This is a genomic window from Rathayibacter sp. AY1B8, from assembly GCF_002932775.1.
Taxonomy (GTDB): Bacteria; Actinomycetota; Actinomycetes; order Actinomycetales; family Microbacteriaceae; genus Rathayibacter.
This window is the reverse complement of sequence record NZ_PSWJ01000032.1, coordinates 19442-32987: the sequence shown is the minus strand read 5'-3', so window position 1 is coordinate 32987 and position 13546 is coordinate 19442. Positions and strand designations below refer to the sequence as shown.

Genomic DNA, 13546 nt, shown 5'->3' with positions numbered 1-13546 from the left:
GGGCGGGCTCGGCGGCAGGAGTCGGGGAGGCGGTCGCCTCGATCCCTCTCGACGCCGGTGCGCCGACGGGATCGTGGGACGGCTTTTGTTGCGGCGGGCGTCCCGTCCTCCCGGGGGTCGCGCGCGTCGCTCCGGCATCGTCCGACGCAGCCCGTCCGGCCACGGCCGGCACCGTGCTCCTCGGAGCGGCGCCGGAACCGCTGGACCGCCCCGCCGGATCGCCGTCCGCTGCACTCGTCCGGTCCGCGGCCTCCGGGTCCGTCTCCGGCCGGTCGGCGCTCGCCGCCGCTCCTCCGCTCGATGTGGGCGCAGCCGCCTCGGCCGTTGCGCGCTCGTCCACCCGCGCGGAGGCGTCCTCCGCCGCCACGAGCGCGCCGCCCCCGTTCCCGGACAGCAGAACCGCCGCCCCGACGACTCCCGCGATCGCGAGTGCCGCCGCAGCGGACGCGGCGACGACCACTCCTGTTCCGCTGCCCGCTCTCGACGCTCGGACCGCTCTCGACGCTCGAACCGCGCTCGACGCCCGGACCGCGCTCGGCAGCGGACCGGAGGCCGCGCCGGAGCCCCCGCCCGCCGCCCAGGCTGCCGCACCGCTCACGCCGGCCGAGAGCGGCAGCAGCACCGACGCGAGGCGGCGCGCAGTGCTCTCGGCCTCCGCCAGCGCCTCCCGGCAGGAGAGGCACCCGTCCAGGTGCCGATCGATGCGGTGCCTGTCCCGGACGGGGGCTCGTCCTCGCGCGTACGTCCCCGCCCGCTCGAGCACCCACTCGCACTCGCCCGTCGCCGAGGCGTCCGCCACGTGCTCCCGGATCCACGCGGAGCGCAGCCCCTCCCGCGCCCGCACCCCGAGCGCTGCGACCGCGTTGGGCCGCAGGCCCATCAGCGGTGCGGCGGCGGCGGGGGACAGGCCCTCCACCTCCGTGTACCAGAGCACCTCCTGCCAGCGCGGCGGCAGCGCCCGGAACGCGCGCGCGCCCAGGTCGCGCTCGAGGGCGGCGAGGGCGTGCGCCTCGGGATCGGGGCCGGCAGAGGGGAGGGCGCGGTCGGCCTCGTCGAACGGCCGCTCGTGCCGGTCCCGCCGGGCCCAGGATCCCGCGACGTTGCGGACGGTGGTGAAGAAGTAGGGGCGGAAGGCGCCCTCGGGTCCGCCGCCGCGCGCGATCGCCCGCAGGACGCGGAGGAACGCCTCCGAGACCAGGTCGTCGGGGTCGGAGCTGCTCGCCCACGCCCGGGCCACGGTGCGCCCGGCCGAGGAGTGGCGGCGCCAGAGCTCGGAGACCGCGTCGGTGCGGCCCTCCCGGACCAGCGCGACGAGCTCCTCGTCGCTGCGGCCGTCGATGCGCTCGGAGCGGCGTCGAGGACTCACGGCGACGCCCTCCCTCCCGGTCCCGCGCCGGGACCGCCCGAGGGATCGTCGCACGATCGCGCGTGCCCGCCCCCGACTGGCGCGACTCCCGCGCCACCCGGCCCGCTTGCTAGAGTGAGCCCGCCGCGACTGGCGTTCGGATGGGTGACCATCAGGGAGCGGCACCTCCTCCGGGGCAGCGCCCCGGACACTTTTCCCGCCGCACGCCTGGGCTGGAACGGATACCGTAGATCGGGTCGCCCGAACGAGCCGTGTCGCGCCGCAGCGACCTGCCGGGCCCCTTCCGTTTCCCAGCCAAGGAGCGTCCGTGTCCTCTTCCCCCGCCAGCCCCGGCGTCGCCGCCTCGTTCGACCAGCCCGTGTCGGTGGTCGACCCCGAGATCGCCGCCGTGCTCCAGCAGGAGCTCGACCGCCAGCGCGGCTACCTCGAGATGATCGCGAGCGAGAACTTCGTGCCGCGCGCGATCCTCGAGTCGCAGGGCTCCGTCCTGACCAACAAGTACGCCGAGGGCTACCCCGGACGCCGCTACTACGGCGGCTGCGAGTACGTCGACATCGCCGAGCAGCTCGCGATCGACCGCGCCAAGGCCCTCTTCGGCGCCGAGTTCGCCAACGTCCAGCCGCACTCCGGAGCCTCCGCCAACGCCGCGGCGCTCGCCGCGCTCGTGCAGCCCGGAGACACCATCCTCGGCCTCGAGCTCGCGCACGGCGGCCACCTGACCCACGGCATGAAGCTGAACTTCTCGGGCAAGCTCTACAACGCGACCGCGTACGGCGTCGACCCGCAGACCTTCCGCATCGACATGGACGCGGTCCGCGAGAAGGCCCTCGAGGTCCGTCCACAGGTGCTCATCGCCGGCTGGTCCGCCTACCCCCGTCAGCTCGACTTCGAGGCGTTCCGCGCCATCGCCGACGAGGTCGGCGCGAAGCTCTGGGTCGACATGGCCCACTTCGCAGGCCTCGTGGCGGCGGGGCTGCACCCGTCGCCGGTGCCCTACGCCGACCTCGTGACGACCACCGTCCACAAGACGCTGGCCGGCCCGCGCTCGGGGCTCATCCTCGCGAAGCAGGAGTACGCCAAGAAGCTGAACTCGGCCGTCTTCCCCGGCCAGCAGGGCGGCCCGCTCATGCACGTGATCGCCGCGAAGGCGACCGCGTTCAAGCTCGCCGGCGAGCCCGAGTTCGCCGATCGCCAGGCACGCACCATCCGCGGCGCGCAGATCCTCGCCGAGCGCCTCACGGCGGCCGACTCGAAGGCCGAGGGCATCGACGTCCTGACCGGCGGCACGGACGTCCACCTCGTCCTCGCCGACCTGCGCGACTCGCCGTTGGACGGCAAGCAGGCCGAGGACCGCCTCCACGAGGTCGGCATCACGGTCAACCGCAACGCCGTGCCGTTCGACCCCCGCCCGCCGATGGTCACCTCGGGCCTGCGCATCGGCACGCCGGCGCTCGCGACGCGCGGCTTCGGCGACACGGAGTTCACCGAGGTCGCCGACGTCATCGCCGAGGCGCTCAAGCCCTCGGCCGACCTCGAGGCGCTGCGCGGCCGTGTCGCCCGCCTCACCGACGACTTCCCGCTCTACCCCGGGCTGTAGTCGATCCGCTGCACCACCCGCGCGGCGGAGGACGGGGCACCGCCCACCTCCGCCGCGCCACGACCGAGGAGCCCGAGATGACGGCACAGGTACTCGACGGCGTCGCGACGGCGACAGCGGTCAAGACGGAGATCGCGGAGCGGGTCGCCGCTCTACGCGAGCGGGGCGTCGTGCCCGGGCTCGGCACGCTGCTGGTGGGGGACGATCCCGCCTCCCGCTCGTACGTCGCGGGCAAGCACCGCGACTGCGCGGAGGTCGGGATCGAGTCGATCCGCGTGGACCTCCCCGCGACCGCGTCGGCGGACGACATCCGCGCTGCCATCCGGCAGCTCAACGACTCGGAGGCCGTGACCGGGTACATCATCCAGCTCCCGCTGCCGGAGGGCATCGACGAGAACGCGATGCTCGAGCTCATGGATCCGGACAAGGACGCCGACGGCCTGCACCCCACCAACCTCGGCCGCCTGGTGCTCGGCGTCGAGGGTGAGCTGGACAGCCCGCTGCCCTGCACGCCGAACGGGATCGTCGAGATGCTGCAGCGCCACGGCATCCCGACCTCGGGCCGGCATGTCGTCGTCGTGGGCCGCGGGCTCACCGTCGGCCGTCCGCTCGGGCTCCTGCTCACGCGGAAGGGCCTCGACGCCACCGTGACCCTCACCCACTCCCGCACGGCCGATCTCGCCGCGGAGGTGCGCCGCGCCGACATCGTGGTGGCCGCCGTGGGCGTGCCCGGGCTCATCCGCGCCGACTGGGTGAAGCCCGGCGCCGCCGTGCTCGACGTGGGCATCACGCGGGTCGAGAACCCGGAGACGGGCCGCGCGAAGCTGACGGGCGACGTCGCACCGGAGGTGGCGGAGGTCGCGGGCTGGCTCTCGCCCGTGCCCGGCGGAGTCGGCCCGATGACGCGCGCGATGCTCATCCACAACGTGGTGACGGCGGCCGAGCGCGCCCTGCGCTGACCGGTCCCGCGCCACAGGACCCGCGCCGGACCGCGCTCGGGGGCGACGTCCAGTCGCCTGCCGGTAGCGTGGCCCGGCGCTCTCGCGTCCCCCACCCCGTCGGACACGTCCTCGGAGCGCGCCCCGCCCCACGAGGAGAACCCATGCTCACCGTCACCGCCTACGCCGCCCCCTCCGCGACCGAGCCGCTCGTCCCCACCACCATCGAGCGCCGCGACGTCGGACCGCACGACGTGCTCATCGAGATCGCCTACTCCGGCATCTGCCACTCCGACATCCACACCGTCCGCGGAGACTGGGGTCCGGTGGCGTACCCGCTGACCGTCGGCCACGAGATCGTCGGCGTCGTCGCCGAGGTCGGCTCCGAAGTCACCAAGCACTCCGTCGGCGACCGCGTCGGCGTCGGCTGCATGGTGAACTCCTGCCGCGAGTGCGAGAACTGCCTCGCGGGCGAGGAGCAGTACTGCCTGAAGGGCAACACCGGCACCTACGCCTCCGTCGACCGCGACGGCACCATCACCCAGGGCGGCTACTCCACGCACGTCGTCGTCGTCGAGGACTTCGTGCTCCGCGTTCCGGAGTCGATCCCCTACGAGGCCGCCGCTCCGCTGCTGTGCGCGGGCATCACGACCTACTCGCCGCTCTCGCACTGGGAGGCGGGGCCCGGCAAGCGCGTGGCCGTCGTCGGCCTCGGCGGGCTCGGCCACATGGCCGTCAAGTTCGCGCACGCGATGGGCGCCGAGGTCACCGTGCTCTCGCAGACCCTCAGCAAGAAGGAGGACGGCCTCCGCCTGGGCGCCGACCACTACTACGCGACGCGCGACGAGGCGACCTTCACCGATCTCGCGAACACCTTCGACCTGATCGTCAACACGGTCAGCGCGCCCCTCGACCTCGACGCCTACCTGGGGCTCCTGCGCCGCAACGGCACGATGGTGAACGTGGGCGCTCCGGCCGAGGCGCTGCCGTTGCACGTCTTCACGCTCTTCGGCGCCCGTCGCTCCTTCGCGGGCTCGGGCATCGGCGGCATCCGCGAGACCCAGGAGATGCTCGACTTCTGTGCCGAGAAGGGCATCGCGAGCGAGGTCGAGGTCGTCTCGGCCTCGCAGATCAACGAGGCCTACGAGCGCGTCCTCGCCTCGGACGTCCGCTACCGCTTCGTGATCGACGCCTCCACGTTCGAGAAGTGAGCGCGGCCGGGGCGCTAGCCTCGGCGGCATGAGCGAACGGAGCCACCCGGCCGTCGACCGCGTCCTCGACGACCTCGACCGGGACGGCGTGCACCCGACCGTGCGCTGGCTCGATTCGGCCGCGTCGACGGCCGCACTGGCGGCCGAGGCGCTGGGCGTCGACGTCGGCCAGATCGCCAACTCGCTCGTGTTCCTGCTCGACGGTGCGCCGCTGCTGGTCCTGACCAGCGGCGGCCACCGCGTCGACACCGCCTGGCTGGGCGTGCAGCTGGGCGGATCGATCACCCGGGCGCCGGCCGCGGAGGTGAAGTCCGCGACGGGCCAGACGATCGGCGGGATCGCGCCGGTGGGCCATCCCGCGCCGCTGCGCACCGTGGTCGACACGGCCCTCGCCGCCTACGACGTGGTCTGGGCTGCGGCCGGGCACGCGCACACCGTCTACCCGACGAGCTTCGCCGAGCTGGTCCGGGTCACCGGGGGAGAATCGCGCGCCGTCGTTCCGCCGGATCCGGCGCCGTAGCGGCTGGACGAGGAACGCCCCCTGCGACGCGAGGTCGCAGGGGGGCGTCGACGGGAGCAGAGGTCAGAGCACGCGACCCGCGCCGTCGGCGGCCGTGACCAGGAAGAGCTCCGGAGTCGCGAAGCCCTTCTCGGCGAAGGCGGCGAGGACCGCGGCGCGGACCTCCTCCTCCTTCTCCACCGGCGTGAGGGCGATCGCGGAGCCGCCGAAGCCGCCGCCGGTCATCCGGGCGCCGATCGCTCCGGCGCCGCGCGCCGCCTCGACGGCGGTGTCGAGCTCGGGCACCGAGATCTCGAAGTCGTCGCGGAGTGAGACGTGGCCGGCGTCGAGCAGATCGCCGATCGCCCGGGGACCGTGCTCGCGCAGGGTGCGGACGGTCTCGAGCACGCGGGCGTCCTCGGTCACGACGTGCTTCACGCGCCGGTAGGTGACGTCGTCGAGGAGCTCCTGGGCGCGCGGCAGGTCGTCGACCGTCAGCTCGCGGAGCGACGGCACGCCGAGGGTCGCGGCGCCGAGCTCGCAGGAGGCGCGCCGCTCGGCGTAGCCGCCGGTGGCGTGCGCGTGCTCGACGCGGGTGTCGACGACGAGCAGGACGAGCCCGGCCTCCTCGAAGCCGAGGGGGACGACCTCGGTGTCGAGGCTGCGGCAGTCCAGGAACACCGCGGCGTCGCGCTTCCCGAAGAGGGAGGCGGACTCGTCCATGATCCCGGTGGGGGCGCCGACCGCGACGTTCTCGGCGCGACGACCGACGCGGGCCATCGTCGCGCGGTCGAAGCCGAGGTGCCAGAGCTCGTCGAGGGCGACGGCCATCGCGCACATCAGAGCCGCCGAGCTCGAGAGCCCCGCGCCGACCGGCACGTCGGAGTCGACGTACGCGTCGAAGCCCGAGCGGGAGCCCAGGTCGACGCCGTACTCGGTGAGCGCCCAGACCACGCCGAGCGGGTAGGCCGACCAGCCGGTCACGGCGCCGGGGCCGAGCTCGTCGAGAGCGACCTCGACCACCTCGGGGGAGAAGGCGCTGCTGATCCGGATCAGGCGGTCCTCCCTCGGAGCGACGGCCATCGCCGTGGCGCGGTCGATCGCGAAGGGGAAGACGAAGCCGTCGTTGTAGTCGGTGTGCTCGCCGATCAGGTTCACGCGGCCGGGGCCGGCCCAGACGCCCGCGGCAGGGCGGCCGAAGGTGCGCTCGAAGGCGGCGGCCGCGCTCTCGGCGACGGCGGTCAGGGAGGCGGGAGCGGGGGTCATCGGTTCTCCTCGGCGATGTCGGCGGCGGTGGTGGCGGGAGTGGCGGCGCCGCCGGGAAGCGAGTCGTCGCTGTGCGCGGCGACCGGCAGCGCCGCGTCGGGGCGCTGTGCGATCCCGGCCTCGAGCACGGCCGCGTCGGCCCGCTCGATCGCCGCGCGCAGGGCCGCGGCGCTCGTCTCGGGGGCGATGTCGCCGATCCAGGCGCCCATCGCGGCCTCGCTCCCCGCGAGGTACTTGAGCTTCGTCTCGGCGCGGCGGGGCGAGGTGATCTGGAGCATCAGGCGCACCTCGTCGCGGCGCTCGTGCACCGGGGCCTGGTGCCAGGCGGCGATGTAGGGCGTCGGGGTGTCGTAGAGGGCGTCGATGCCGCGGAGCAGGCGCTGGTACATCGCAGCCAGCTCGTCGCGCTCCTCCGGGGTGGTCGCCGCCAGGTCCGGGACGTGGCGGTGCGGCAGGAGGTGCACCTCGACCGGCCAGCGCGCGGCGAACGGCACGAACGCGGTGAAGTGCTCGCCGCGGAGGAGGACGCGCTCGCCGGCCTGCTCGAAGGCGAGGACGTCGGCGAACATCGACGGCCCGTAGCTGTCGAGCGAGGCGAGCAGGCGGGTCGTGCGCGGCGTGACGTAGGGGTAGGAGTAGATCTGCCCGTGGGGATGGTGCAGCGTGACGCCGATCGCCTCGCCGCGGTTCTCGAACGGGAAGACCTGCTGCACGCCGGGAAGGGCCGAGAGGGCGCCCACGCGGTCGGCCCAGGCCTCGACCACGGTCCGGGCGCGGGAGGCGCTGAGCGTGGCGAACGAGCCCTCGTGCTCGGGGCTGAAGCAGACGACCTCGCAGCGGCCGACGCTGGTCAGCGTCCGGCCGAGCCCGAGAGTGCGCAGGTCCTCCAGGGAGGCGGGCGCGTCCGCGTCCTCGAGGAGCGGGCCGAAGGAGGGGGAGCGGTTCTCGAAGACGGCGACGTCGTAGCGGCTGGGCACCTCCGACGGGTTCGTCGGCGACGCCGGGGCGAGCGGATCGAGCTCGGCCGGCGGCAGGAACACGCGGTTCTGGCGCGACGCGGCGATGGAGACCCACTCGCCGGTCAGCACGTCCTGGCGCATCCGCGCGGTGGCAGGGCGGGGGTCGAGGTGGCGTGCGTCGGCGGCGCGCTCCGGGGGGAGGGTCGTGTCGGCGTCGTCGAAGTAGAGGAGCTCGCGGCCGTCGGCCAGCGTGTGCGGGCGCTTGACGACGCCGGCGGAGAGTGTGATCGCTTCGTTCATGGCAGGAGTCAGACTAGGGGCGCATCTTCGAAAAGGAAAGCTCGTTTTCCCTTTGACAAGTCCACCGGCCCGCGGGCACGATGGGCGGATGAGGACGGACGGCGAGCAGGAGTCCACGTCGGCGATCGAGCGCCGGCTGCGGCTGCGTCTGGCCGCCGAGAGCTCGGGCTTCGTCGGGGTCGCCCCGATGGCCGACATGCTCGGGGTCTCGGTCGTCACGGTCCGCTCCGATCTCGCCCTGCTCGCGAGCGAGGGCGTCCTCCAGCGGGTGCGCGGAGGGGCGATCCCGGCGCCGAGACGCACCGGCGAGCGCTCGCTCGAGGAGGGCCTGAGCGCCGCCTCCGACGAGAAGGCCGCGATCGGCGAGGAGGCCGCCGCCTCCGTCTCCTCCGGGCAGAGCATCGTGCTCGACGTGGGCACCACCCCGCTCGCCATCGCGCACGCGCTCGTGGCGCGGGAGGAGCTGCGCGACGTCACGGTGATCACGAACGGCCTCTCCACGGCGCTGGCGCTCGAGCCGGCCATCCCGCGCTTCACGGTCGTCGTCACCGGGGGCACTCTGCGGCCGCTGCAGCACTCGCTGGTCGAGCCGCTGGCGTCCGAGCTGCTCGAGCGGATCCGCGCCGACATCGCCTTCATCGGCTGCACCGGCGTGCATCCCGAGGCCGGTGTCACCAACGTCAACCTCCCCGAGGCGACTCTGAAGCGCCGGATGCTGCAGGCGGCGACCCGCCGGGTCGTGGTCGCGGACTCCTCGAAGCTCGGAGTGGTCGACCTCGGCCGGGTCGCCGCTCCCGACGAGTTCGACCGTCTGCTCACGGGGGCGGGGGCCGGCGACGGACTCGTCGCCGCTCTGGAGGAGGCGGGGCTCGCGGTCACCCGCTGCCGGGCGCTCGGCGAGCGCGTCAGTCCGTAGGATCGAGGAATGGCCGACTTCACCCCCGCCCCCGCCACCGGGCGCCAGTTCCCGCTCGACCTCACCGCCGAGGGACGCACCCTGCACGCCGTCGTGACGGAGGTGGCCGCAGCGCTGCGCCACCTCTCGGTCGACGGAGTGGAGATCACCGCCTCCTACCCGGAGAGCACCGTTCCGCCGTTCGGCTCGGGCATCGTCCTGATGCCCTGGCCCAACCGCGTGAAGGACGGGCGCTGGCACCACCGCGGCGAGACGCTCCAGCTCGCGATCACCGAGCCGAAGTACCACAACGCCATCCACGGCCTGCTGGTGAGCACCCCGTACCGCCTCGTCGACCAGGGCCCGTCCTTCGTCGAGCTGGCCGCGCCGGTCGTGCCCCAGGCGGGCTACCCGTTCCACCTCGAGACCTCGGTCCGCTACGAGCTGCAGGCCGACGGGCTGAAGGTCGTCCACCGCGTCGTCAACGTCGGAGCCGACGAGGCGCCCGTCGCCATCGGCACGCACCCCTTCCTCGCCATCGGCGACGTCCCGACCGACGAGCTCGAGATCACCGTCGACGCGGCGGTGCACATCGAGGTCGACGAGCGCCTCAACCCCACCGTGCAGAACCCGGTCGAGGGCACCGAGTGGGACCTCCGCTCCGGCCGCCGCATCGGCGACCTGGAGCTCGACGACGCCTGGGCCGACGTCCGGATGGTCGACGGCGAGAGCGTGCACGGCCTCCGCGCCGCGGACGGCCGCCGCGTGCTCCTCTGGGCCGACGCCTCGCACAACTTCATCCAGGTCTTCATCACCCGGATCTTCCCCGACGGCGACGACGTGAAGACCGCGATCGCCGTGGAGCCGATGACCGCTCCGGCAGAGGCGTTCAACAGCGGGCAGGGCCTGCGCTGGCTCGAGCCGGGCGAGGAGTGGACCGTCGCGTGGGGCATCCGCCACGAGGGGTTCCCCACCGCGTCATGACCACCCTCGCGGCCGTCGGGCGCGACGACGAGGCCAAGCGCGTCGCCCTCGTCCGGATGAAGCGGCTCGCCACGGGCCTGCTCGTGGTGATGGCCGTCGTCTTCGCCGTGTCGTTCGCCCTGCAGGAGCGCTACCCGTGGCTGCAGTGGGTCCGGGCCGCGAGCGAGGGCGGGATGGTCGGCGCGCTCGCCGACTGGTTCGCCGTGACCGCGCTGTTCCGGCGGCCGCTGGGCCTGCCGATCCCGCACACCGCGATCATCCCGACCAAGAAGGACGAGATCGGCGCGAGCCTCGCGCAGTTCGTCGAGGAGAACTTCCTCCGCGGCGCCATCGTGCGCGAGAAGCTCGACTCCTTCGGGATCGCCCGGCGGGCGGGGCTCTGGCTCGCCGAGCCGGAGAACGCGCACCGCGTCGGCGGCGAGAGCGCGGCGGCCGTCCGCTCGGCGATCGCCCTGCTGGACGATTCCGATGTGCAGCGCGTGATCGAGGCGCTGGCGCGGCGCCACCTCCTCGACCCGCAGTGGGGCCCGCCGCTGGGCTCGCTGGTGGGCACCGTGGTCGAGGCCGGCCACCACCGGCGCCTCGTGGACACGCTGGTCGAGCAGGCGGAGGAGTGGCTGACCGCGAACCCGCAGAGCTTCACCCGCATGGTCAGCGGCCGCCTGCCGAGCTGGCTGCCCTCCGCGGTCAGCCGGGCGGTGGACGAGCGGCTGTACCGCGAGGCTCTCGTCTTCGTCGCCGCGGTGCGCGAGGACCAGGTGCACCCGTTCCGGATCGCGATCGACGGCTACCTCGCCACGCTGGCGCAGGATCTGGGTACCGATCCCGACCTGATCGCCCGCGTCGAGGAGATCAAGAACCGCGCCTTCGACAGCCCGCGCGTCCGCGAGCTCGCGGGGGACGCCTGGGAGGCGACGAAGGCCTCGCTCCTCGGCGCGATGGACGACCCGTCGAGCCCCCTCCGCGGCAGCATCGAGTCGATCGTGGTCGATCTGGGCCGCCGGCTCTCGACCGACGCCGACCTCGCGGCGACCGTCGACTCCTGGATCGGATCGGTCGCGGCCAACCTGGTCGACCGCTACCGCACCGACATCGCCAGCATCATCGGCGACACCATCCACCGCTGGGACCCGCGCGAGACGTCCGAGAAGCTCGAGCTGCAGGTCGGGAAGGACCTCCAGTTCATCCGGATCAACGGCACCGTCGTGGGCTCCCTGGCCGGGCTGGTCATCTTCACCGTCGCGCACGCGCTGCTCGGCTCGTGAAGCGGGGCGCCCGGGCCCGCTCCGCAAGCCCTCGTCGGCGTCGGTGGTCGGGCGTACGGTCGCACCATGAGCGATGACAACACCACCGATCCCGATGTCAAGACCGAGGGCGACGTCCTCGGCGCCCGTGCCGACGACGGCAGCGACACCAGCGCCAGCAAGGACCCGTCCGACTGGGTCACCGGCGACGAGCCGATGACCGGCCCGCAGCGCAGCTACCTCGACACTCTCGCGCGCGAGGCGGGCGAGACCCTGCCCGCCGACCTCACCAAGGCCCAGGCCTCCGAGCACATCGACCGCCTGCAGTCCTCCACGGGCCGTGGCGACGGCAGCAACGGGCACGACTGATCCCGCCGGGGCGCCCCGGGGCTGAGCATCAGTCCCCGTCGGCGCCCCCGTCCGGGGCGCGCACACCGCGCCCCGGCGTCCCTAGGGTTCCGTCATGGCGATCTCCCGCACCACGCGCAACGCCCTCGACCTCATCGACGCGATCCGGATCCCCGGCCGCATCGATCCCCGTCTGGCCCGGCAGGTGACCCTGTCCCTCCGCCAGCTCCTCGAATCCGGAGCCTTCGGCCCGAGCGAGCGGCTCCTCCGCCGCCGCGCGAGGAGGCTCCGCTCCCGCACCCGCGAAGCGGCCGCGTTCCGGCAGACGCGCCCGGCCGGCTGCACCGTCCACCCCTGAGCCTGCTGAACGGAGCCGCTCCGCTGTGACCGGCGACGGGACAGACACTGTCCGCGCGGTCGTCTAGAGTTCCTGGCATCCGGTCCGCCGGATGCCCGCCGCAGTCTCCCGGCCGGTCGACAACGGAGTCGTCCCGGCGCGGGTCATCCCCCCGTTCGCGCGTCGAACGCCCCGCTGGTTCCAGCACCCCGCTCCCTCCTCGAGAAGGGACTCCCGCGATGACGACCCGCGTCTCGCACACCGCGACGACCGTCCGCCTCGTCCGCTGGTACCGGATCGACTCCGACTGGCTCTCGGAGGTCGTCACCGGCCGCCTGCTCGAGCACCAGGACGGCCGCTGGCGCCTGCTCGTCGGCGAGAAGGTCCGCGACTACCCGGATGAGGTGTGGTCGCTCTGCCACGAGTGACGCCGTCGCGGAGCACCGCGGCCCGGACGAGGCGTCAGAGGTAGAGGTAGTACGTCTTCGCGCAGTCCGTCGAGCAGAACGGGTCACGGCGGCGGGCCGGCCGGACGCGGCACGCCTCGCACAGCCGCGGCCGGCGCAGGAGGACGCGGAGGACGGTCAGCACCTCTGCACGGTAGTGCTGCGACCTGGCTGCGCCCTGGCACTGTCCGGAAAGCGCGACCAGGCGGTCGTGTGGTGGGCCCCGTCGGGCTCGAACCGACGACCCGCGGATTAAAAGTCCGCTGCTCTGCCAACTGAGCTAGAGGCCCGCGCGCTCCAGGGTAGCGGGCCGTCGGCGCCCCCGGAGCAGGTGCGGCCCGGAGCAGGTGCGGCCCGGAGCGCGGACGATCCCGGAGCGGACCGCGTCCTCCGCGCGGGCATACCCGCCCAGCCGCGGGCGTTACCCTCCTCGAACCCCCTACGGAGCGCGAGCGCGAGAGCGTCCGCGCGCACGACCGCGGAAGGCGGCCCCATGACAGACGGCTTCCACAAGCCGACCAAGTTCCCCTCCCACGTCTTCGAGGCGTTCCAGGGAGGAGAGGACCCGGCGCAGATCAGCCGCGTCGCCCACGAGACCGCGATCGCGCTGCTGAGCCGTGTCCGGAACGACCCCGACCCGGTGGTCATCGACCGCCTGGTCGAGTACACCGACCACAACGGCATCGACGCGCTCGCCGAGCTCTGGGCGCGCTCCAGCGCGGCGAGCCTGCCGGGCGCCCTCTGGCGGATCTACCTGCTGCGGCTGGTCATCCGGCAGGACCCGGAGAGCACGAGCTTCCTCTACCAGCGCGGAGTCGAGCTGTCCGCCACGATCGACCCGGTGGTCGCCGGAGCCAGCACTCCCACGGGGCCGGCAGAGATCACCGAGCTGGCCGACCGGATCCTCCGCGGCGTCTTCGACGGCGACTTCGCGGTGGCACTGGACCGCGCCGCGGCGTTCTGCCGCGTGAGCGCCTCCGGAGCCGTCTCGGTCGCCGACGACGTGGAGCCGGTGAACCCCGTCCGGGCGAGCGAGCTGACCACCCGCGCCCTGCGCCTCTCGACCACCGCGGCCGAGCTCGTGAGCTGCGCGCGGCTGTGGCGGAGCGACTCCCTGGAATGACGCGCAACCCGCGTTCACCCACTGCGAACGCCG

At 73.7% G+C, this 13546-nt stretch carries 15 protein-coding genes and 1 tRNA gene; 11 read left to right on the top strand and 5 right to left on the bottom strand.

The features are described 5' to 3' along the window. On the bottom strand, positions 1-1366 hold a 1366-nt coding region (locus tag C5C63_RS15065), incomplete at its 3' end, for a sigma-70 family RNA polymerase sigma factor (RefSeq protein ID WP_104326366.1). Between the two features lie 307 nt (positions 1367-1673). On the opposite strand from C5C63_RS15065, the gene glyA reads away from it, so the two are divergent. From glyA to C5C63_RS15045, 4 genes are all read left to right on the top strand, one after another. Next, entirely contained in the window at positions 1674-2963 is a 1290-nt protein-coding gene (gene glyA, locus C5C63_RS15060) for a serine hydroxymethyltransferase (protein ID WP_104326365.1), read from the top strand. 77 nt (positions 2964-3040) lie between these two features. Further along, positions 3041-3922: a bifunctional methylenetetrahydrofolate dehydrogenase/methenyltetrahydrofolate cyclohydrolase gene (locus C5C63_RS15055; protein ID WP_104295729.1), complete on the top strand. Its 882-nt coding sequence runs from the start codon at positions 3041-3043 to the stop codon at positions 3920-3922. A 143-nt stretch (positions 3923-4065) separates the two neighbouring features. Beyond that, positions 4066-5112 carry an NAD(P)-dependent alcohol dehydrogenase gene (locus C5C63_RS15050; RefSeq protein ID WP_104233905.1) on the top strand — a complete coding sequence of 349 codons (1047 nt, stop codon included), beginning with the start codon at positions 4066-4068 and terminating at the stop codon, positions 5110-5112. Positions 5113-5140: 28 nt separating this feature from the next. Next, positions 5141-5632, top strand: a complete 492-nt coding sequence (locus tag C5C63_RS15045) for a YbaK/EbsC family protein (protein WP_104295730.1) — start codon at positions 5141-5143, stop codon at positions 5630-5632. Between the two features lie 63 nt (positions 5633-5695). Here the strand turns inward: C5C63_RS15045 and galK are convergent, their stop codons facing one another. Continuing rightward, positions 5696-6877, bottom strand: coding sequence for a galactokinase (gene galK / locus C5C63_RS15040; RefSeq protein ID WP_104326364.1), 1182 nt, complete (start codon positions 6875-6877; stop codon positions 5696-5698). Further along, positions 6874-8136 carry a galactose-1-phosphate uridylyltransferase gene (gene galT, locus C5C63_RS15035; protein ID WP_104256412.1) on the bottom strand — a complete coding sequence of 421 codons (1263 nt, stop codon included), beginning with the start codon at positions 8134-8136 and terminating at the stop codon, positions 6874-6876. Before galT ends, galK begins: the two co-directional genes overlap by 4 nt. An 88-nt stretch (positions 8137-8224) precedes the next feature. Here galT and C5C63_RS15030 point away from each other — a divergent pair, with 88 nt between their 5' ends. From C5C63_RS15030 to C5C63_RS15005, 6 genes are all read left to right on the top strand, one after another. Next, positions 8225-9052 (top strand): DeoR/GlpR family DNA-binding transcription regulator, encoded by an 828-nt coding sequence (locus C5C63_RS15030; protein WP_104326363.1) that lies wholly within the window; start codon positions 8225-8227, stop codon positions 9050-9052. A 9-nt stretch (positions 9053-9061) separates the two neighbouring features. Further along, positions 9062-10015 carry an aldose 1-epimerase family protein gene (locus C5C63_RS15025; RefSeq protein ID WP_104233900.1) on the top strand — a complete coding sequence of 318 codons (954 nt, stop codon included), beginning with the start codon at positions 9062-9064 and terminating at the stop codon, positions 10013-10015. Then, positions 10012-11280 (top strand): DUF445 domain-containing protein, encoded by a 1269-nt coding sequence (locus tag C5C63_RS15020; RefSeq protein WP_104233899.1) that lies wholly within the window; start codon positions 10012-10014, stop codon positions 11278-11280. The genes C5C63_RS15025 and C5C63_RS15020 overlap by 4 nt, the downstream gene beginning before the upstream one ends. 66 nt (positions 11281-11346) lie before the next feature. Next, entirely contained in the window at positions 11347-11628 is a 282-nt protein-coding gene (locus C5C63_RS15015) for a DUF3072 domain-containing protein (protein WP_104224714.1), read from the top strand. Positions 11629-11722: 94 nt separating this feature from the next. After that, positions 11723-11965, top strand: coding sequence for a hypothetical protein (locus C5C63_RS15010; RefSeq protein WP_104273395.1), 243 nt, complete (start codon positions 11723-11725; stop codon positions 11963-11965). A gap of 218 nt (positions 11966-12183) precedes the next feature. Then, the gene (locus tag C5C63_RS15005; protein ID WP_104224712.1) at positions 12184-12372 is read left to right on the top strand and encodes a hypothetical protein; all 189 of its coding nucleotides are present in this window, start codon (positions 12184-12186) and stop codon (positions 12370-12372) included. A gap of 34 nt (positions 12373-12406) precedes the next feature. Here the strand turns inward: C5C63_RS15005 and C5C63_RS17475 are convergent, their stop codons facing one another. Together C5C63_RS17475 and C5C63_RS15000 are read right to left on the bottom strand one after the other, a co-directional pair. Continuing rightward, positions 12407-12535 (bottom strand): hypothetical protein, encoded by a 129-nt coding sequence (locus C5C63_RS17475; protein WP_258059535.1) that lies wholly within the window; start codon positions 12533-12535, stop codon positions 12407-12409. A gap of 69 nt (positions 12536-12604) precedes the next feature. After that, positions 12605-12680: transfer RNA gene (locus tag C5C63_RS15000), tRNA-Lys, on the bottom strand. A gap of 203 nt (positions 12681-12883) precedes the next feature. Between C5C63_RS15000 and C5C63_RS14995 the strand changes: the two genes are divergently transcribed. Then, positions 12884-13513: a DNA-directed RNA polymerase subunit beta gene (locus C5C63_RS14995; RefSeq protein ID WP_104261007.1), complete on the top strand. Its 630-nt coding sequence runs from the start codon at positions 12884-12886 to the stop codon at positions 13511-13513. Positions 13514-13546 lie beyond the last annotated feature (33 nt).